This window comes from Geminicoccaceae bacterium (assembly GCA_020638465.1).
GTDB lineage: Bacteria > Pseudomonadota > Alphaproteobacteria > Geminicoccales > Geminicoccaceae > JAGREO01.
In genome coordinates this window covers 202,895-223,406 of sequence record JACKIM010000003.1, presented here as the reverse complement: position 1 = coordinate 223,406, position 20,512 = coordinate 202,895, and the positions used below count along the sequence as shown (strand labels likewise).

Sequence of the window (20,512 nt, the reverse complement as noted above, 5' to 3'; positions counted from 1 at the left end):
TGCCGAGCCGGCATTCGCGCGCCCCTGCACGGTGGATATACATGAAACGCAGCAATGCGCCATTACTGTCTGCCTTCGAGTGTCGCCTCGAAGAGTTCTTCATATTGCCGTGCACAGTGCTCGATGTAGAAGGCCTCGACAATCTCCTGATTGCGGCGGGCCATCGCCTTGTATCGCCCGGGATCGGCCAGCAGGTCCAGCAGTGCCTTCTTGAAGGTCTCGCGCTGCCCGACACGGATCAGCCGGCCCGTGACCCCGTCTTCAAGGAAGTCCGTCTGTCCTCCCTTGTCGTACGATACAACCGGCAGGTTCGATGCCATCGCCTCGAGGAAAACGAGACCGAACCCCTCATGCTGGCTTGTCGAAACGAAGACGTCGGAAACCTTCAGGAGACGGAACTTGTCCAGTTCGCTCACCGACCCCATGAAACGAACCCGATGATTGATGCCGAGGCTCTCGCTCAGTGCCTGGAGCTCGGGCCGCATCGGGCCATCGCCGACAATCATCAGGCGCACGCCTTCGGGCAGGTGCGGCATCATTTCGATGAGCTGATCGATCGACTTGCGTCCAACGAGTCGTCCGACCGTGACCAGGATGACATCCTCGTCACCGAAACCCCAATCCTTGCGATCGGCGTCGATCCGCGGCGGTCGTGCAATTCCCAGGGGGATCTGGTCGGTCTTCAATCCGGGAACGTAATAGGTATGGGCACGCCGCACGGTGTCCGCGGACTGTCCGACGACACGATCAGCCTTGCGCATCAGGTGGGCGATCCATTTGCGCAGTAACCAGTGCTTGTGCGGTGAGGTCCAGCGGCTGGGATCATAGAGATCGCCGCCGTGAACGGAAAGTATGTTGGGGCAACCGATCTCCTGCGCGAGAACGTCGCCAACAGGTCCCGAAGGCAGGGCAAAATGGGTGTTGATGATGTCGGGGCGTTCCCTGCGCACGATATCGCGGCCATACCGGATGCCCTGGGCAACGAATGCCACGAGCGAAGGAATATTTGCCGCAGCCATATGTCTCCTGAAGGGGACCGGGACGCGCATGATGCGCACGCCGTTCCGGGTCTCCTCCGGCGACAGGTCGAGGCACCGCGAAGTGATCACCGAGACGTCGTGCCGCTTGGCCAGCTCTTCGGCGAGCAGTGCATTGATGACCCCGCCACCTCCACCTAAAGGAGGGTATTCATAATTACAGAACAGAATCTTCATGAGTCAGCTCTGCATTCAATGGATCGGAGGGGAAACGGCCCGAACTTCTCGGAAATCCGGGGAAGCAATCCATGACTCCATCAATCTCTTCTTGTACCTTCCCGTCATTCCAGCCGAGTTCTCGTCCGGCGATGACCGCCGCCATGCGAAGGGCCTCGTCTCCCGGATGACCTGCGGTTGCAAGATCCGTTCGACGAAAAACGATATCCGCCAGGTTGACGGCCATCTCGTCGCGAATGGCATGCAGCACCTCGACGCCGAGGACGTCCGTACCGGTGATCGGCTGCAGCATCGCAGGAGTGTTCCGTGCGTGGGCGAGCACGCCGCGATAGGCCGAACCATGATTGTGGGCGAGCGCGCGCGCGACCGCACCGCCCGAAGGGAGGCCATCACTGCGGTGAATTTCCGTGACGAGATCCTCGAACACCTCGACCTCCCCCCCGTGAATGGCGATTCGGTCGGTTGCCGGCCGATGCGTCCGTTTACCCTGACCGGCCAGCAGCATGTCCACCGCACGGGCCGCATCCCCCCTGCCCATGGTGTAGCGAATGCCGATCACCGACACCAGCCCGCCAATACCGTGCTCGCGCCCGTGATCGATGAAGATGGAACGCTTGCCGTAACTGAGTTCCCGGCCGCTGTCCCTGGCATCGCCGAAGGGAAGCAACCCGGAATGCCAGAGCCTCACCTCGTCCGGCCTGATGTCCAGACCGGTATACGTGCCATTGATTTCGTCGATGAAGGTTTCGATTTCGCGGTCTTCGACCTGCAAATCCCGTGGGTCGCCCTCGTGGACCTTGTGCCAGACCCCGATCAGCGAGGCATCGCGCCACGGAGAGATGAAAAGGTGACGCCCCTCGCGCGCCAGGACCGCATCGCTGTCCCGGCTCTGCCCCATGAGCGCTATGGCCATCGGCGATTCGAAGCGGCGATCGACGACGAAACAGGCATCGCGGGAATAGGTCCTCTTCCCCGTACGGTCGGGCTCGAACCAGCGGCGGAACAGGCTTTCCGAATATCCACCAGTGGCATTGATCACCGCATCGGCATGAATCGTGAACGACTCGCCGCAAAGGAGATCGCGGCAGTTCAGGCCACGGACCCGTCCATTCTCCACGACGAGATCGCCCGCTTCGACATAGTTGCACGCAACCACGCCGCGATCGACCGCCGATCGGATGAACGCAAGCACCAGCCGCGCCGGACTGTACATTTGCGCGTCGTGAAACACCGCCGCACCGGTCAGCCCATCCCCGTGCAGATCGGGAAAGGACTTGAGAATGTCATCGCGGGATAGAAAATACCCGAAGGGAACATGACGCCCGGGGTCGGCAATCCCCCGGTTGCGATCGCAGGTGAGCAGGTCATATCCCCACATGCCGGCAGCCAGAAGCAGCTTGCCATTCATTCCATGCCCGTATGTGGGTATCGCTATCGGTAGAGGCTGAACCAGATGCGGCGCGATCCGCAGCAGCGCACGCCGCTCATGGCAGGATTCACGAATGCGGACGATGTCCGCATGCTGCATGTAGCGAATGCCGCCGTGCACCATCTTGAAGCAGTTCGCGGATGTCTGGCCGCCGAAATCCTGCCTTTCGACCATGGCCACCCGCATGCCACGAAGAACCGCGTCCCATGCCACACAGGCACCGAAGATACCGCCACCGATGACGACGAGGTCGAATTTCTCACCTTCCAGGTGTTCAACTTGGCGTTTCACTGGGATGATGGCCCGGTCGATTCAGTCATGGCTGGGAAGGACCCGATCCTGCGTTCAATCGGATGGCGACCGATGGCTGGTGCTGTGGCATCGCCGCAATCCCGGGTCACGCCGGCTTGTCGGCATGAGCGGCGATCTTCTTGGTGAACAGCTTGTTGTGCTTTCCATAGAGAACGAAGCAGGCCCTGAAGAACATGTGGAAGACCGAGGAAATTCCCCACGCGACATAGTTCATCGGGTTCCTGTAGAAAACATACAGGTGCAGGGGAAAGACCTTGCTCCCCTTGAAGCCCGCCCCATCCAGCATCTGGCGGAGCGAATATTCCGTGAACGTGTTGAAGTGATCGATGTTCTGCGCGAGCGCCTCGGGTCCGGTGATCGGATTGGCGCCGTTGAGACCGTGGCAGATGAGGCGGCCGCCGGGCTTGAGCGCGCGGTAGACCAGTTCGAGGAAGCCCCGCATCTCGTCCTTGGTGAGATGGTTGAGTTCCTGCTCGCACACGATGACGTCAAAATGGGCTTCATGCCGGGCGACGAAGGGGAACGCCCGTTCAAGCCGGCAGTCGAGATCGTGGGTCCGCGCATGCGCGACCTTCGACTCGAAGGAATCGATGCCGACGACATCCCGATAGCCGTTCTTCGCCAGCATCTCGACAAAATAGCCGGGTCCGCACGAAATCACGAGAATGCGCGCGTCCCGGTTGTCCGGCACATGCGGCAGGTAGTTCACCTTGTAGAACTGGTAGAACTTGCCATACCCGCTCTCGAAGTCGTGCTCCGGCCCCTCCCAGAAGGAGTCGAACGGCTCGGACCATGCGGCAAGCTCCATGTTGGCCAGTTCGTCGACCCTGGCTGCGGCATTGGACTTGCGATCTGCCTGCAGGTGATGCGCGGATAGCGAAGCCGCCTGGTTCATGTGTCGCTCACTTCGGCTGTCGTGGGAAGGTCGTGTTTTTCGCCATGGCGCACCGCACAATGCGCGCCGACCCCTTCGAGCGCAACGGCATATGCCTCCCGTATCGGCACGCCAGGTATGCAAAGGCGAACATTAGCGCCGCTCATCCTGCCTGAAGCGAAATTCCACATCTGCACCTTGCCAATTCGGGGAATGGTGGCCCCTCAGGTAGCCTATCCGGCGCAAGAATCAAACATGGCGAATCTTGCGGCAAATTCCCCTGCGCACAACCACGTATGTCGCGCCCTATTGCGCGGAGGTCGGGTGGGTACTAGTTGTCAAATCGGCCTTTGTCTATCTGTGCGTGTATTTTTCTTCTCTTGTTCAGCTGAAGATTGATCAAAATGATATCCGTCATCGGGAGATGAAAGGCCCTGCGACCGACAGCATGGAGATCGACGCCCCTTATGACCGGACCGGACCCCGAAATATCGCCCCTCGAAGAGCAGGAATTCATACGCGGCAAGCTTTTCGATGGAAACAAGTCGACATTGCGTCGTTACGCCGATCTGGTGGTGGGAGTTGACGCGAGCTATCGGGATCTCCTGATCCATGAGGTCATCACAACGCTATTCGGCCGCCTCCCCGGCGCTCTGGGGTTCGGCCTGCGCAGGATCTTCTATCCCAGGCTGTTCAGACATTGCGGGCGGGGCGTGATTTTCGGCTGCGACCTCGTGATTCGCAATGGCCGGTCCATATCGATCGGCGACCAGACCATTCTCGACGACGGATGCGTCATCGACGGGCGCGGTGCCGGCCATGAAGGCGTGGTCATCGGCGCCCGGGTCATCCTGAGCCGAGATGTGATGGTGCAGGCCAAGATCGGCCCGGTGCATATCGGCGACGATAGCGACATCGGCAGTTCGAGCATCGTTCATTCCCAGGGTGGCACCTATATCGGCAAGGAAGTCGTCATCGGAGGTGGAGCAAAGATCAGTGGCGGCGTTTTCCAGATCGACGCCGACGACACGCCACAGGACGCCGATGGCGACCAGGCTCAAAGGGCCCAGGCGCGCTTCACCAGGGGGCCGATCCGGATCCATGACCGTTGCCTGTTCGGCATGGGTTGCATCGTGCTCGACGGCGCCGAAATCGGCGAGGCCGCAGTCATTGGTGCCGGAAGCGTTGTCAACAGGAGCATTCCGCCCTATTCCGTCGCAGCTGGCAATCCTGCCCGGGTGCTTCGCACGCGCAGGATGTAGCGGGCGCACATGGAAGGGAAGCCGAACTCCCCTTCCCTTCCATGTGCAGGCAATGACATGACAGAAGAGGTCCGGATGAAAGTTCTCGTCACCGGCGCCACCGGCTTCGTGGGCTCGGCGGTAGCACGGAAGCTGATCGGCGACGGGCATGATGTGCGCGTCCTCGTTCGCGATCCCTCAAAGCTCGCCGCCGTGGGCTTGGGCGGCGTGACCGACATCGTGACCGGCGATATCACCGATCCGGCGGTGATGGACAAGGCCGTCGACGGCGTCGACTGCGCCCTCGGAATCGCGGGCACTTTCCGGGAGCCCAATCTTTCCGACGATCGTTACCGTCAGATCAATGTCGACGCAGTGAGACTGTTGCTGGATGCAGCAAAGCGACACCGCGTTCGCCGGGTCGTCCATTGCAGCACGGTCGGGATCCACGGCAACGTCACCGGCGCCCCGGCCACTGAAGCCTCTCCCGTCATTCCCGATGGCATCTACGAGGTCACCAAGGCCGAAGGCGACCGCATCGCCCGTGTGTATGGCCGCGAGATCGGCGTGGATACGGTCGTCCTCCGACCGACACCGATCTACGGTCCCGGCGACACCCGGCTTCTCAAGTTGTTCAGGATGGCCGGGAAACGGCGCCTGGTCATGCTCGGCGATGGCAGCGCGGGGTATCATCTTGTGCATGTCGATGACCTTGCTCAGGCTTTCCTGCTGGCGGCGACCGGCCACGGCAAGGCCGGCGAGGCCTATATCATCGGCGGTGCGGAGCAACCGTCCCTCAACGAGTTGATCGCAACGCTTGCCGATGTGCTGGAGCGGAAGGATCAGAAGACCATCAGGATCCCCGCACAACCGGTTCGGCTGCTCGGGCATCTCTGCGAGATCATCTGTCGGCCATTCGGCATCAACCCGCCGATCTACCGGCGCCGGGTGGATTTCTTCATCAACAACCGCCGTTACGACATCGGCAAGGCCCGCAACGAGCTCGGCTATGTGCCGAAGATCGGCATGCGCGACGGCCTTGAGCAGACGGCCGCATGGTATCGCGCGCGAGGAATGCTTTAATTTCGGATAGTTAGATTCGGGATTTTGTCGCGCCCGGGATTTTGTCCCGATGCCGGGCAGTTCCTGTCCGTACCATGATCCTCATCGCGTTCGCGCATTGCTGAGATCAATATGCCGTTGTGCGCTGCATTCCGGCGCTGATCCGGTTTCCCGGATCGGGCCGTTGCATGCTGTTGCCTTGCCAGCACGTTTTATCATTTTCCGAAAACAGCGCCCATTGTTGTTGTTTTCGGATTATCGGTTTTCTGCTGCATTGTCGTCGAGACAACATTGCACAGATGAGACGGATGCCGGCATGACGACAACGACACGGCAATTGGCGGAAGTCGCAGATCACGTCAACGAGTTGCAGAAACGCATTCTCGAAGTGGTCTTCGAACCTGCCTCGACCAAGCGCCTGCGCCTGTTCACGGCCCGGGAAGCAGCCCGCTGGATCGGATTGAGCGTGCCTCGCCTGCGTGACGTCTGTGAGCAGGAAAGGCTGGTTCCCGAAGAGCAGCGCCGCATGAGCAAACGGGGTGGACTCCTGCTCAGCGCCGAACAGATCGAAGCCGTTCGACGGCACATGGCACATGCCAGCCCCCGCAGCACGCGTTACCAGCCGGGACGGCGGGATGACGAACGCTGTCAGGTCATAGCGTCGATGATCTTCAAGGGTGGAACGGGCAAGACCACGCTGGCCGTGCACCTTGCGCAATACCTTGCCCTGCGCGGATATCGCGTCCTGCTCGTCGATCTCGACCCGCAGGCTTCCGCAACGACCCTTTTCGGTCTCAATCCGTCGCAGGACGTGGCCGATGACGCCACATTTTACGGCTATGTTTCGGGGGATCGCAAGTTCGCTGAACTGCCGATCCGGACCTACTGGCCCGGCCTCGATCTCGTTCCGGCGAATCTCGCGTTGGCACTGACCGATTTCGAGATTGCCGGACGTGCCAAACTTCAGGCGACAACGCCCATCCACGACTACCTCCGGCGCGGACTGGACGAGATCAGCCAGTCCTATGACGTGATCATGCTCGATTGCCGTCCCGACCTCGGCATGAGCACTCTCAATGCGCTGGTCGCGTCCAGTGGCATCTTCGTACCGGTCACCATGAGCCAGCTGGACATTGCCAGCATGGGCGAATTCTTCCGCTTCTCGGCATTCCTGCTGGAGCAATTGCAGGAGCTCGGTGTCGATGAACGGCAGCTCGACCTCGATTTCGTCCGGCTCATCGTCAACCGTTTCGATCCGGCCCAGGCGGCCCAGGCGCAGTGCTATCACTGGATGCTGGCCCGCATGCCCGATCAGGTCGTCCGGACGACCATGCTCCAGACCGCAGCACTCGGGCATGCGGGCTCGCAGTGGCAGACGCTCTACGAGTACGAACCCGATGACGGCAGGCGCAAGGCGTATAACCGGGCTCTGGACGCGCTGGATGCGCTTTGCCTCGATCTCGAATCGATTCTCTGGCGGGCCTGGGGACGTCGCAGCCTGCCGAATCGCAACCATCAGCCGCAGGAGACCATAGTCGATGCCTGAGCGTAAACGCCCCAAGGATCTCCGCGCCGGACTGGCCGACATCTATGCGGGAAGGAGCGTCCCGCCCGCCGACCCGGGGGAGACTGCGGAGCGCGCCGAATCCGCGCCTGCCGCCGCCGACGCATCCAGACCCCACCGGCTCGGGCGCGTCGGCGGCGCACCGGCCGTCCTCGTCGAACAGCAGCGACAGGGATTGCTTCAGGAGAACGCCGAGCTGCGCGCCGCTCTGGAGGAAATGCGCTCACAGGGCCAGGTGACCGTCGAACTCGATCCCGAGCGGGTTCTCGATCGCTACCCGGCCGACCGTGTCCCTCAGGCATTCGCCGATTCGGCCTTCGATTCGCTTGTCCAGAGCATTGACGAGAATGGTCAGGACCAGCCCATCATGGTCCGCCCCCATCCTTCGCGGGAGGAATGTTTCGAGATTGCCTATGGCCGTCGGCGCCGGGAGGCCTGCCGCCGGCTTGGACGCAAGGTCCGGGCTGTGGTCCGCCAGCTCGACGATGAGGAACTTCTCCGTCTGATGATTCGTGAAAACGAGGAACGGGAGGATCTGAGCCTCTACGAGCGGGCCCGGTTCATGCGCGCGCTCGGGCAGGCGGAGCATCTTTCCGTCCGGCAGATGGGCAAGCGCATGGGCCTTTCGCCGGGCTATGTCAGCCGCCTGCTCCGGCTGCCCGAACTGCCGGAACCGCTGATTGCGATCATCGGCGATCCACGTCCTTTGAGCATGCGCACGCTTGAGGCCCTGGCGGCCGCCCTCGATGGGGATGTCGAACGCTGTGTCGAACGCATCACCGAGAGATGGGGCAAGATCAGGCCCGCCTCTTCCGCTGATGCGCGGGCCCGGCAGGTCATCAAGCTGGCGCAGCCTCACATCCCCGCCGAGCGATCGGAGAAGCGGCAGCTGCGCATGGCCGACGGCCGGGTCATCGGCCAGTTCAGGCGCGACCGCCACGGACGTTACAGCATCGATCTCGCCGCCGACCTCGAACCGGCAGAGATTGAATCGATCGTCGAGGCCGTCCGGCGCGCCATCGACACTGCGCCGTCGACCTGACCCGCACCGGGTGTTTAACAGTTAAACACCCGCACCGGCGAGCCGACAGCGGTTATCGGCAACCGTCGAAGCACGATTCCAACGCTGCGGCATCGTCAGGAAACGCCACGATTCCGCCGCCATCGACGCATTCGCAAGGCTCGATAGCGAACGGCACGACATGAGCCCCGGCAAAAACCTCCGGCCGTTCGGCCATCGCCGGCAGGTCGCGCAGCTCCTCGTGCCTCAACTTTATCGGATTTTATACCTCGGGACATGGTCGCGCAGGGCACGAGATCCATACGCCATAGACATCGCCTTCGAGAGATATCCCGATTCCTCCCGCAAGACATGATCACCACACCTGTTGCGATCCGATTGCCACATTCCATCCGTTCATGCCTGCAAGGCCCGATCCTTATCCCACGGGATATCGTCGCGGCCTGTAGATCATCCCACGGGACATGGTCGCGAATGTCGTGGTTATCCTCCGGGATATGGTCGCGTTTGCAGGCGGGGTTTCGGGACATGGTCGCGCAATGTCCGGGACATGGTCGCGGTCCCCATATCTGGGAATCCAAAATGGATTCAAAAATTGAATTCAGTCGCGGGTCCAGCATGTTACCTGCCAATCGCGACAAAATCCCGAATCGACCGGCAGGCAAAAAGCCGCTAGGTTCATCCTGTCAGTCGGTCCTTGGAGTGATCGGTGATGCGATTGCGTCGTCCCGGTCGCGACGATTCGCTCAACGGTTTTATACGCGGCATGAGGAGCGGTGGATGGCGGTCGAGCATGACCTGATCATGAACAAGGGTCTGAGCGATGCCCTGCGCGAGGCCCAGAGTGGTCAGGAACGTGCGAACCTTCGCGTTGCCGCCGACATTCTCGAACAATCCGCCGAACGTCCCGAAGCCCGCTCGTTCCTTCACTCCGTTCTCTGCACCATCTACCTGCCCCATCGCAGGACCGCTCCCGATGCCGTCTGGCAGCGCCATAATGGCGATGGCGCGACCTTGATGATCCAGCCGACCAAGGACGAGCGTGGCCGCTATTGCGGCGTCCCCTACGGGCCTACCGGACGCCTGATGATGATCTTCCTGCAGAATGAAGCCTACCGCAACCGGTCGAGACGCGTCGAACTCGGGAATTCGATGCATGCCTGGCTGCGTGCCATGGGCGTCGACAACAGCGGCAAGGGCTACAAGGCGGCACGCGAGCAGGCCATGCGTATCGAGCAGTGCCTCGTGAGCGTGGCCTACGAGACCGAGACGACCCGCGAACGGTGGCAGGACACGATCATCCGCGGATCTTTCAACATCGGAGAAGATCGCCAGCCCGACCTGTTTGCCCAGGCAGTGGAATTGTCGGAGAGTTTCTACAACGCCTTGCTCCAGCATCCGGCCGTCCTGTTCGAGCCCGCCATACGCCATCTGGCCGGCAAGAGCCTGTCGCTGGATGTCTATGTGTGGTTGGCCTACCGGTTGCATGTCCTCGCACGCCCGACACCCATCTCCTGGAGGGCACTGCATCGCGCCTTCGGCCCGAACTATGCGCGCGAGCGGGATTTCCGCAACCGCTTCCGCGACGCCTTGCAGAATGCGCTCCTGGTCTATCCGGAGGCGCGCGTGGATGTCGACGAGGAGGGGGTCATCCTCCATGCCAGCGCACCTCCGGCACCTCCGAGATCGGTCGTGTCGCTGGCCGGACACAAGGCGCACAGGCGCGTCGCTGGCCGGGGCTGATCCCATCCTCCTGGACAGGCCCGATTCATCCGGGGCCGGGCCTAAGCATACCACCGGCAGCCGTTCGGGATTTAGTCGCGCTTCGGCGCATGCCGGTCGGATACAGTGGAGACCCATTTGCCAGCAAGGTCTCGTAATAACACGTCCATTCGCCGTTCATCCCCGGTTCATCGACAGATCTATCCAAGATATTGTGGAAAACTTTTCGACACTGATAAACAACCGCGACTGCGGCGAGAGTGTTTGTTTCAACGCCTTTCCTGATCGTTCAGGCTATTCCGCCTGAACGGGATACTCTGGCGACCGACCGGGAGCACAGCCTGCATGGCGCTTGAACGCAAGGGCAAATGCTTGACGGCAGGCAGCGGGAATGGACCCAAAGAGATTCACGGTCGTTCACGAGCAGCTCGACGGTTCACCTGGCTGTGCCGTGTCGAGCTGTCTTTTCGGAGCGACAGTGTTTCACAGTGAAACACTTCGGGCCGGACAGTGCGCGATTCCGTTGGCGGCATGACGGGTACGGGCCGGACAATTGCAGGCATCGCACATCTATCGCTGATATCGCCGAAAACTGCAGCGACCGTCTTTCGATGCAGGGAATGATCGGGCGATGGTCAACGCTCTGGCGATGGGGTGCGCCATCATGAAAAACCGCTCCGGTTCACAGGACCCGGAGCGGTTCGAAGCAGGGCAGGGCCGTCGCAGGGAGACAGCCGCGGAATTGAACAGCCAGAGACTCAGGCGGCTGCAACCTCGGCAAGATCGAACACGTTCACCGAAAAGGGGGATCCCGCCTTTCCAGCACCTTCGATATCGCCGGCAAGGCCGGCCTGCTGCAGGACCATGAAGAAGAACGTGCAGTTGCAGGAATGCCCGCCTCTGGAGGAATCGAAGACATCGGGACGCCAGTCGCGCAGTTCGGCCGACGTCACCTGCTTGTTGCACCACTTGCAATAGGCGGCAACGAGCACGTCCATGGGCAGATACATGCGGGAGTGGCCGCGGATATAGGACAGGGTTTCACGATCCGAGCGCTTGATTCGCGAGGTGCCCCCGCCAGGATTGGCCATGACCTGCCCGGGGCGGACACAGGCGATGATCTGGTCGATGATCGATTCCATTCGAGACCTCGTCATTAAACCATAAGGTGACATTTATACACATGAGGAGTTTGTCTCAGAGTGTTACATCGCGTCAAATATTGTTACATAAAATTTTGTGTAAATTGCAGTTTGGCTCAGCGTGGTACCCTTGAAAGTTTTCAGACATCGGCGAGGCATGAGGCTGGCAGGACTGCGTTCAGCAAACAGGCAGGTATAGCGGCACCATTATATGAAAAAATTCCTTGACTCTCGTACTACCTTTCCATCATAACCTCCCCCCATGTCCCACACCTCTCCCACACCCCCCACATCGCCGCGCAAACTCGCCGGCCGGGTCTTTCGCTGGGGCGCGCCTCGTTTCCTGAAGGTGTGCTGGCTGGTGGCGACCGGGCGGCGCGGCGTGCTGGCGGGGCCGCAGGTCCGGCTTGATGTGGCGGAGGTCGACGGGCTGGAACATCTGCCGCATGTGGCGGGTGTCCTGTCGGCGATGCGGGCGGGACTATCCCCACATGGCGGACATGGCCTTCGGGCGATCCTCCACCGTCTGCTGCTGTTCCACTCCCGCGACTGGTTCCGTCGGTTGCAGGACAACTCCCTGGCGCAATCCGTCGCCTCGGCGGATGGTGCCGAAAGGGCATGGCTGGATCGTGCCGGACGCAGGGGAATGGGGAATGTCATCACCTCGCTGCTGAAGTCGGTGGCCAGAGGGATCGACGTGCCGGATGTCTGCCCGGTGCCATGGTCGCTCACGAAGGACACTCCCGGAGCGGCGAAACCCGCAAGGGCGAGGAAATCCCGCAGCGAGGAGGAAAGGCTCCGCGCAAGGGGACGGTCCCGCCTGTTGAAAAGTCTCCACGAGCATATCCTCGACGCGATGATGACGACCCCGCAGGCGGGAGCGTTTGCCATCTTCGCGCCGGACGAGCTGCGCCTCATCCGCGCGCTCCCGCCCGGCGATTTCCCCGACCTGCCGCCGCCGCCCGTGCGGCCCGTGTCGGCGAGGCGGCCGCTGCCGGTCTGCAAACCCCACCCCGTGTTCGGAAAATCGCTCTCCGGCATTCCCTGACGCCTTCGCGCGGGGTTATTCTACAGTAAAAATTGTGTGATTGTGACAAGCCGGTCGAGGCGACTGTCGCGGAACCGTCACGATCGGCCGGCAGCATGGCGATCAACGCGTCGCCGGTGTTTCCGGACACGGATCCTTTCCCGCCGGATTGTCCGCGCATGACGAATGGACCTTCTCACCGGGACGATTTTGCGTCACTTCTCTGGGCAAAACCCTGTGGCGGAGGCGAGGCGAATGCTGATCAGGCGGATCGAGACCTTTTGCAACGAATTCGTCGGGTTCACCCGCGTGACGGATGAGACCGGCGCGTCCGGCTGGGGGCAGGTCTCGACCTACCATTCGGACATCACGGCTCTGGTGCTGCACCGGCAGGTGGCCCCCTGGACCCTTGGCCGGCCGATCGACGATCTCGATGATCATCTGAATTTCATTCAGGAACGCGAGCACAAGTTTCCTGGCTCCTATGTCTGCCGGGCGATGGGCGGTCTGGAGACCGCGATCTGGGACCTGCGCGGCAAGCGTGCGGGCCTGCCGGTGACCTCGCTTCTCGGAGGATCGCCGGGGCCGCTGCGGGCCTATGCGTCGTCGATGAAGCGCGACATCACGCCCGCGGACGAGGTCGAGCGCTTCCGCCGGTTGCGCGGCGAGTTCGGTTTCGATGCCTTCAAGTTCCGCATCGGTGCCGAGGTGGGGCGCGGCAGGGACGAGTGGGAAGGGCGAACCGAGGAGATCATCCCCGCCGTTTCCCGGGCGTTCAGGGATGAGGGGATCGCACTGCTGGCCGACGCCAATTCCTGCTTTGCGCCGCAGCAGGCGATCGAATACGGGTGCATGCTCGATGATCACGGGATCGGCCACTACGAGGAGCCATGCCCCTACTGGGAACTGGAGCAGACCCGCGAGGTCACGCAGGCGCTTTCCGGTCTGGCCATCGATGTGACGGGCGGCGAGCAGGATTGCCAGATCCCGACATGGCGGCGGATGATCGACATGCGCGCGGTGGATATCGTCCAGCCCGATGTCATGTACATCGGGGGGATCGGGCGGACGCTGGAGGTCACTCGCCTTGCCGGAGCGGCGGGGCTGCCGGTCACGCCACACTGCGCCAACCTCTCGCTGGTGACGCTGTTCACCATGCATGTCCTGCGGGCGATCCCGAATGCGGGCCGGTATCTCGAATTCTCCATCGAGGGACCGGATTACTACCCCTGGCAGGAAGGTCTGTTCGTTCGCTCGCCCTACGATGTCGTCGACGGCAAAGTGCATGTCGGCGATGCTCCGGGCTGGGGAATCGAGATCGATCCGGAATGGCTGGCGCGATCCCGTTATCAGGTGAGTGAGGTCGAATGATGCCGAAACGACCATTTCGCGGATGGTTTCAAGGTGCCGTTCGGATTTTTTCCCATGACTGACATTTTCACCTCCGATTTCCGCACGACGCCCTATTGGTGGGACCGGTTTCCCCCGGCCGAGGACATTCCCGGCGAGGTGCCGGCCAGCACGGATGCGGTGGTCGTCGGCTCCGGCTATACCGGCCTGCACGCGGCCCTGCAGATCGCCCGGGGCGGACGCAGCGTGGTCGTTGTCGACGCCCTGAGGCTCGGGGAGGGGTGCTCGACCCGCAATGGCGGCCAGATCAGCCATTCGGTCAAGCCCGGCCATGGCGAGCTCACGCGACGATATGGCGAGGCGACCGCGCGGCGCATTCTCGCCGATGGCCGTCAGTCCCGCTCGTTCATCGAGAAATTCGTCACGGACGAGAACCTCGATTGCGCCTTTGCGCCCTGCGGTCGGTTTCATGCCGCCCTTTCGGCCCGCGGTTTCGAGAAGCTCAGGCACGACGCCGAAAACCAGCCCGCCGGTTTTGAGACACGCGTGACGGTGGTCGGCCGGGATGCGCAACGCGAGGAGATCGGCAGCGGTCTCTATCACGGCGGCGTGGTCTTCCACGAGCACGCCTCGATCGATCCGGGCCGCTACCATGCCGGTCTGCTCGACCTTGTCCGGCATGCAGGCGCGACGATGCTGCCCTTGACCCGCGTGACCCGCATTTCCACCGGCGACGCCGGCGCAAAGGTCGAGACCGCACGCGGCACGATCAGCACCCGGGATGTGGTGCTCGCCACCAACGGCTACACGGATGCCGTGTCGGGCTGGCACCGGCGCCGGATCATTCCCATCGGCAGCTATGTCATCGCCACCGAGGAACTGCCGCAGGCGCTCGTCGATGAACTCGATCCCAAAGGCAGGGTATTCTCCGATACGAGAAAGGTTGTCTACTACTACCGTTCGTCCCCCGACCGGCGTCGCATTGTCTTCGGCGGACGGGTGAGCGCTGCCGAAAGCGATACGGCCACCAGTGCGAAACGTCTCCACGCGGAGATGGTCCGCATCTTTCCGCAACTTGAATCGTGCAGGATTTCCCACTCCTGGATGGGACTGGTCGGCTATACGTTCGACACCCTCGCGCATGTCGGCAGGAAGGACGGGGTGTACCATGCCATGGGGTATTGCGGCTCGGGCGTCGGAATGGCCAGCTACCTGGGCATGAAGACGGGGCGGGCCGTGCTCGGGCAGGCCGATGCCGCCACCGGGCTGGGAGAGACCGATTTCCCTACACGACCGTTTTACAGTGGAAAACCGTGGTTCCTGCCGGCCGCGGTCCAGTTCTACCGCCTGCGCGACCGGCTGGGATTGTGAGCGGGCGGCGGTGCCAATGGACAGCAAGGAGGAAAGGGCGCTGACGGCAATCTCGATTTTCGATACGGTCATCCGCATGACGGAACCGCAAATCCAGCAACGACGATAACCTCGGGAGTGACATGATGAAGTCTCCACTCAAGCTGATGCTTGCCGGAACGGCCATGATGCTGATGACATCGTCGGCATCGGCGGAAACCCTGCGCCTGCTCACCTGGGGCAGCTACGCACCTGAAGAACTGATCAAGAAGTTCGAAGCCGAAAACCCCGATATCGATGTCGAGGTGACATTTTCCAACAATGAGGAAATGATCGCCAAGCTGCGGGCCACCGGTGGTTCCGGCTACGACCTGGCTCAGCCCAGCCACGATCGTATCTACGCAGCCCAGCTGGAATACGACATCTACAAACCGCTCGATCTGGAGAAGATCGACACGTCGGTCATGGCAATGAGCCTGCTCGAAGGGGTGAAGGCCAACGCCACCATCGACGGCAATGTCTATGCCGTGCCGCACCAGTGGGGCACCTCGGGCGTCATGGCCAATATCGCCGAGGCTCCCGACGTCAAGGGCTGGAACGATCTGTGCGATCCGAAATACAAGGGCCGCACCTCGATGCGCCTTCGCCGGACCATCCTGCTCGGCACCGCCTTCGGCATGGGGATGAACCCGTTCGAGCTGTATGCCGACACGGCTGCCTATCAGGACATGCTCGACAAGGTCACCGACAAGCTCATCGCCTGCAAGAGCATCATCAAGACCTACTGGACTGGTGGTGACGATCTTTCCAGCCTCATGCTGTCGGGCGAGGTCATCGTCTCTGAAACATGGGATTCCACCGCGTTCAAGCTCTACGCGCAGAACAAGGATATCGTCTTCATTCCGCCCGAGACGGGGGCTCTCGCCTGGATCGACACCTTCGCCATCCCGCGTGGCGGCGAGGCCGACGATGCTGCATACAAGTGGATCAACTTCGTGCTCCGGCCCGAAAATGTCACCATCATGTCGGCATCGACCGGTGCAATCTCCGCCGTCAAGAACGGTATCGAGCTGTTGCCCGACGACAAGCGTGCCGCTGTTCAGGCCGCATTCGACGAGAACGATCTGGTCAATCTGAAGTTCTTTGCCAACATTCCTCCCGGACTCGAGGACATGGAAGGTATCGCACTCGAACGCATCAAGGCCGCGTCGGCCCAATAAATGGCAAGGGGAAGCATATCCCCGGACCCGCAGCCGTGGGAGGTGCATCGCACCTTCCGCGGCACGGGCCTTCTTGAAGACATGACGGGAGGATGGCGATGTACGACCTTTGCTGTGTCAACGTGACCAAGAAATTCGGCACCTTCACGGCCGTGTCCGATGTCTCGTTTGATATTCCCAGCGGGTCGTTTTTCTCCATTCTGGGTCCATCAGGTTGTGGCAAGACGACCCTCATGCGGATGATTGCCGGGTTCGAAACGCCGAGCCGGGGCGACATCATCATCAAGGACGAATCGGTTCTTCACCTTGCCCCCAACAAGCGCAATGTGAAGATGGTCTTCCAGCATCTGGCACTTTTCCCCATGATGTCGGTAGGCGAGAACATTGCCTACGGCCTGCGCTGCCGGGGCGAGAATCGCGCGGACATTACCCGCAAGGTAGCGAATGTCCTCGAACGGGTAGGGCTGCCCGGTGTCGAGGACAAGAAGATCTCCCAGCTTTCGGGCGGGCAGAAGCAGCGCATCGCCATTGCCCGCTGCATGGTCCTCGAACCCGATGTCCTGCTCCTCGACGAGCCGCTGGGAGCGCTCGACCTGAAGTTGCGCGAGCATATGAAGATCGAGCTGAAACAGCTTCAGCACCAGTTCGAAACGACGTTCCTCTACATCACCCACGACCAGTCCGAAGCCCTGGTCATGTCCGACAACGTCGCGGTGATGAATGCCGGCCGTTTCGAACAGGTCGGCCCGCCCAAGGCGCTGTACGACCGTCCGGTGTCGGGTTTCGTCGCGGGTTTCGTCGGCGACAGCAATCGCTGGTCCGGCCGGATCGACAACCTCTCGGACGGCATGGCGGCCGTCACGCTCGACAATGGCGACAAGGTGTTTGCCGGGATCGGTGAGAGCGGGCTGGGCGAGCGCCGTACCGTCGAAGTCTTCGTTCGTCCCGAGGTGATCGGGATCGGCGAGGGCAGCGAAGGGGCGACATTGTCCGGAACGGTCGACAGCCTGCTGTTCAACGGTGCCAACAGCCGCATTCTCGTGCGTACTGCCGGCGGGAGCCTGATCGAGGTGGCCGACCAGAGCGGACTTGCCGGTGTCGCGGAAGGTGACGGGGTGAGGATCCACTGGCCTCGCGAAAAGGCCCTGTGCTTTGCGAAAGAGGCGGCGTAATGCGCTCGGACAGCACGAAGCTTTCGCTGATCCTGCTGATGACACCTTTCGCCCTGTGGATCGTGCTCCTCGTCGTGCTGCCACAACTCGGCATCGGATATGTTTCCCTGCGCGAGAAGATCGGCCCGCGGCAATATACCTTCGGCGTCGGAAACTACATGGATTTCCTGCGTGAGCCGATCTACTGGAACACCTTGCTCCGAACCGCGTGGATGTCCATCCTCGTTACCGCTCTTGCCCTGCTGGTCGGATTCCCGGTTGCCTATTACATAGCCAAGATTGCCCGGCAGCGGAGCAAGGCCGCCCTGTTCCTGCTCTGCCTGATCCCGCTATGGGTCAGCGATCTGGTGCGCGCCTTCGGCTGGATCGTGCTCCTGCGCGAGACCGGCCTGATATCGGGAGCCTTGCAGTGGCTGGGCGTGATCTCGGGGCCGGTGGAGTTCCTCTATAACGACGTGACGGTGGTGATCGGTCTGGTCTACACCGTCATCCTGTTCATGATCGTGCCGCTGGTCTCGACGCTGGAAGGCATGGACGATGCCCTGCTTGAGGCGGGCTACAATCTGGGCGGCAGCCGCCTGACGGTCTTTCGCCGGATTATCGTTCCCTATGCCATGCCGGGCATCGTTGCAGGCTGCATCATCACCTTCATGCTGACGGCGGGCAGTTACCTGACGCCCATCCTGCTGGGCGGCAAGAATTCGAGCTGGTTCACCGAGCAGATCTACAACCAGTTCATCACCCGGTACAACTGGGAGGCAGGGGCCACGTTCGGCGTCCTGCTGCTGGCCTTCACCTCGGCGGTGATCTGGCTGGGCCTGCGGCTGACCGGCCAGAGCCTCGCAACCACCGTGGCCAAGGAGTAGGGCGGATGACAACGGCCAATCGCTCACCGCTCCTGACCGCGGTCTATCGCGCCTACATCGTGATTTTCTTCCTCTACCTCGTCGCGCCACTGCTTGCTGCGGGGGCTTTCGCGTTCAACGATTCGCTGTTTCCTGCACTTCCGTGGCAAGGCTTCACCTGGGATTGGTTCTTCAACGACACTGAACCCAAGCTGGGCATGTTCCACGACGAGAGATTATTGCGCGGATTGAAGAACTCACTGCTCATCGGCGCGATCGTCTCGGCGCTGGCGGTGGCGGCGGGGACCTGCAATGCGTTCCTCTTCGAACGGAAAACATTTCCATTCAAAAATATTCTCTACGTGTTCATGGTCATCCCGCTGGTCATTCCCGGAGTCATTCTCGGTATATCGATTCTCGTCTTTGCGAGCATGATCGCCAATGGCATCGATCAAGCGACCGGGTATAACCCCCAGTGGCTACGACCGGGCATCCCCCTGATCGTCCTCGGACAGTTTTCCTTTCTCACCACCATTACCTCGCTGGTGATTTCCGCACGCCTGCAGAAATTCGACATGGCGCTTGAGGAAGCGGCCCTCAACCTGGGTGCCAGCCGCCTGCGTGTCCTGACGACCGTTACCCTGCCATTCCTGTTCCCGGCCCTGTTCTCGGCCTTCGTTGTCGCCTTTCTCGTATCGTTCGAGAACTTCAACACGACGTTGATGCTGGTCGGATCGGAAGCACCCCTGACGATCACCATGTATGACCGCATGGTCAAGGTCGGTTCCACGCCGGTACTCAACGCCGTATCCGTGTTCCTGATGGTCGGCTCCGGCCTGCTTGCGCTGCTGAGTGTTGTCGTGCAGCGCAAGCGGCCGGAGTGATCCGGGGGAGTGTCAGTTCCCGCCGGACTTCATGCCGTGGCCATGCTTCATGCCCCCGCCCGTGTGGCTGTCGGGCATGTAGCGCACGCTCATCACGGGGACGGATGTCTCCACATTGCCAGCCTTCTCGAAGGTCAGTTCGATTTCGAAATTTTCCCCCTCCGTCAGAGGTTGATGGAGGTCAATCAACATGATGTGCAGACTACCCGGCTGCAACATCACCGTCTCCCCGGCGGGAACGTCGATCGCCTCGATCTGCCGCATTTTCATGACACCGTTATCCATCGCGTGAGTGTGCAACTCGACGCGTCCGGCGACATCGCTCGACGCGGACACCAGGCGGTCCGGCTCGCTGCCATTGTTGGTGATCGCCATGAATGCCGCACCATTGCGGGCGGATTTCGCCGTCTGGCGCGACCATGGAGCACTGATTGCCAGATCGCCTGCCGTGGCCACCGGGCCTTCCTGGGCCCTGACCGGAAATGTTGTCGCTGCCGCCAGCAGCAGGCCAGCAGCGATTGCGTGCACGATTGTCTTCATTGACCCGTCCTTCGTTGGTCCTGTCGAAATGAGGAAATTCAAGCGAAGGCGGAAAATGGCGGAGCGCGTGGCTGGGCAATGCCGACAGCACGCCGGCTGGTCGTGCGGTATCGATGGACCGCGACCATGGCGGCCATCGTGACCGCCAGCCGGATGGACTGGTCGATCCGGGGAGGCAGCAGCCCGGCACCGTTGCAGGTCGACTGGACGCAACAGGGACAACCCTGGTGGCCGCTGCGGTCCCGGTTGTCACGGTCGGGCGGGTTCGGGGTGAGCGGAACAAGTCCCTCGGCCGTGCAGATCCAGATGGGTCCTGGAATCCCACGATCCACATCTGGAGTGCCGATCCGACCGGGCATTGCCGCCGACGAGACATTCTGCAACACGAGCAGAAGAATGACGGCAATAGGCAACCATCGCCTATGGAGGGTATTCCCGTCGTGTCTATGAGGCTCTTTCGGCAATTTCCTCGAACCCGGTTCGAACTCGATGAACCGCATCAGCGTAACGAGTCCGGCCGGAATCCTCAATCGGCGTGACAAT

General features: G+C 61.5%; 18 protein-coding genes. 12 read left to right on the top strand and 6 right to left on the bottom strand.

What is annotated here, in order from left to right:
- Nucleotides 1–62: 62 nt before the first annotated feature.
- The 3 genes from H6851_20655 to H6851_20645 all read right to left on the bottom strand — a co-directional run bounded on the left by H6851_20655 (nucleotide 63) and on the right by H6851_20645 (nucleotide 3,850).
- Complete coding sequence (locus tag H6851_20655) at nucleotides 63–1,214, bottom strand: glycosyltransferase family 4 protein (protein ID MCB9946017.1); 1,152 nt, start codon at nucleotides 1,212–1,214, stop codon at nucleotides 63–65.
- Nucleotides 1,195–2,934, bottom strand: coding sequence for a glycerol-3-phosphate dehydrogenase/oxidase (locus H6851_20650; protein MCB9946016.1), 1,740 nt, complete (start codon nucleotides 2,932–2,934; stop codon nucleotides 1,195–1,197). The genes H6851_20655 and H6851_20650 overlap by 20 nt, the downstream gene beginning before the upstream one ends.
- Before the next feature lie 106 nt (nucleotides 2,935–3,040).
- The gene (locus tag H6851_20645) at nucleotides 3,041–3,850 is read right to left on the bottom strand and encodes a class I SAM-dependent methyltransferase (protein ID MCB9946015.1); all 810 of its coding nucleotides are present in this window, start codon (nucleotides 3,848–3,850) and stop codon (nucleotides 3,041–3,043) included.
- A gap of 446 nt (nucleotides 3,851–4,296) precedes the next feature.
- On the opposite strand from H6851_20645, the gene H6851_20640 reads away from it, so the two are divergent.
- From H6851_20640 to H6851_20620, 5 genes are all read left to right on the top strand, one after another.
- Nucleotides 4,297–5,091 carry an acyltransferase gene (locus tag H6851_20640; protein MCB9946014.1) on the top strand — a complete coding sequence of 265 codons (795 nt, stop codon included), beginning with the start codon at nucleotides 4,297–4,299 and terminating at the stop codon, nucleotides 5,089–5,091.
- A 57-nt stretch (nucleotides 5,092–5,148) separates the two neighbouring features.
- The gene (locus H6851_20635; GenBank protein ID MCB9946013.1) at nucleotides 5,149–6,153 is read left to right on the top strand and encodes an NAD-dependent epimerase/dehydratase family protein; all 1,005 of its coding nucleotides are present in this window, start codon (nucleotides 5,149–5,151) and stop codon (nucleotides 6,151–6,153) included.
- Nucleotides 6,154–6,796: 643 nt separating this feature from the next.
- Complete coding sequence (locus H6851_20630) at nucleotides 6,797–7,678, top strand: AAA family ATPase (protein ID MCB9946012.1); 882 nt, start codon at nucleotides 6,797–6,799, stop codon at nucleotides 7,676–7,678.
- Entirely contained in the window at nucleotides 7,671–8,738 is a 1,068-nt protein-coding gene (locus tag H6851_20625) for a ParB/RepB/Spo0J family partition protein (GenBank protein ID MCB9946011.1), read from the top strand. Before H6851_20630 ends, H6851_20625 begins: the two co-directional genes overlap by 8 nt.
- 759 nt (nucleotides 8,739–9,497) lie before the next feature.
- Complete coding sequence (locus H6851_20620; GenBank protein MCB9946010.1) at nucleotides 9,498–10,460, top strand: pirin; 963 nt, start codon at nucleotides 9,498–9,500, stop codon at nucleotides 10,458–10,460.
- 737 nt (nucleotides 10,461–11,197) lie between these two features.
- On the opposite strand, the gene H6851_20615 is transcribed toward H6851_20620, so the two are convergent.
- Complete coding sequence (locus tag H6851_20615; protein ID MCB9946009.1) at nucleotides 11,198–11,581, bottom strand: hypothetical protein; 384 nt, start codon at nucleotides 11,579–11,581, stop codon at nucleotides 11,198–11,200.
- A 262-nt stretch (nucleotides 11,582–11,843) separates the two neighbouring features.
- Between H6851_20615 and H6851_20610 the strand changes: the two genes are divergently transcribed.
- From H6851_20610 to H6851_20580, 7 genes are all read left to right on the top strand, one after another.
- Nucleotides 11,844–12,629: a hypothetical protein gene (locus H6851_20610; GenBank protein ID MCB9946008.1), complete on the top strand. Its 786-nt coding sequence runs from the start codon at nucleotides 11,844–11,846 to the stop codon at nucleotides 12,627–12,629.
- A 234-nt stretch (nucleotides 12,630–12,863) separates the two neighbouring features.
- On the top strand, nucleotides 12,864–13,979 hold the full coding sequence (locus H6851_20605) for a mandelate racemase/muconate lactonizing enzyme family protein (GenBank protein MCB9946007.1): 1,116 nt from the start codon (nucleotides 12,864–12,866) through the stop codon (nucleotides 13,977–13,979).
- Between the two features lie 54 nt (nucleotides 13,980–14,033).
- A complete protein-coding gene (locus tag H6851_20600) occupies nucleotides 14,034–15,329 on the top strand; it encodes an FAD-binding oxidoreductase (GenBank protein ID MCB9946006.1) in 1,296 nt (431 codons plus the stop codon).
- A gap of 125 nt (nucleotides 15,330–15,454) precedes the next feature.
- Nucleotides 15,455–16,528 (top strand): extracellular solute-binding protein, encoded by a 1,074-nt coding sequence (locus tag H6851_20595; GenBank protein ID MCB9946005.1) that lies wholly within the window; start codon nucleotides 15,455–15,457, stop codon nucleotides 16,526–16,528.
- A gap of 92 nt (nucleotides 16,529–16,620) precedes the next feature.
- Nucleotides 16,621–17,700, top strand: coding sequence for an ABC transporter ATP-binding protein (locus tag H6851_20590; GenBank protein MCB9946004.1), 1,080 nt, complete (start codon nucleotides 16,621–16,623; stop codon nucleotides 17,698–17,700).
- Complete coding sequence (locus H6851_20585) at nucleotides 17,700–18,566, top strand: ABC transporter permease (protein ID MCB9946003.1); 867 nt, start codon at nucleotides 17,700–17,702, stop codon at nucleotides 18,564–18,566. Before H6851_20590 ends, H6851_20585 begins: the two co-directional genes overlap by 1 nt.
- A 5-nt stretch (nucleotides 18,567–18,571) precedes the next feature.
- Nucleotides 18,572–19,429, top strand: coding sequence for an ABC transporter permease (locus H6851_20580; GenBank protein ID MCB9946002.1), 858 nt, complete (start codon nucleotides 18,572–18,574; stop codon nucleotides 19,427–19,429).
- Nucleotides 19,430–19,441: 12 nt separating this feature from the next.
- Here H6851_20580 and H6851_20575 read toward each other — a convergent pair whose 3' ends face one another.
- On the bottom strand, nucleotides 19,442–19,969 hold the full coding sequence (locus H6851_20575) for a copper chaperone PCu(A)C (GenBank protein ID MCB9946001.1): 528 nt from the start codon (nucleotides 19,967–19,969) through the stop codon (nucleotides 19,442–19,444).
- A 38-nt stretch (nucleotides 19,970–20,007) separates the two neighbouring features.
- Nucleotides 20,008–20,382 (bottom strand): hypothetical protein, encoded by a 375-nt coding sequence (locus H6851_20570; protein MCB9946000.1) that lies wholly within the window; start codon nucleotides 20,380–20,382, stop codon nucleotides 20,008–20,010.
- Between the last annotated feature and the right edge of the window lie 130 nt (nucleotides 20,383–20,512).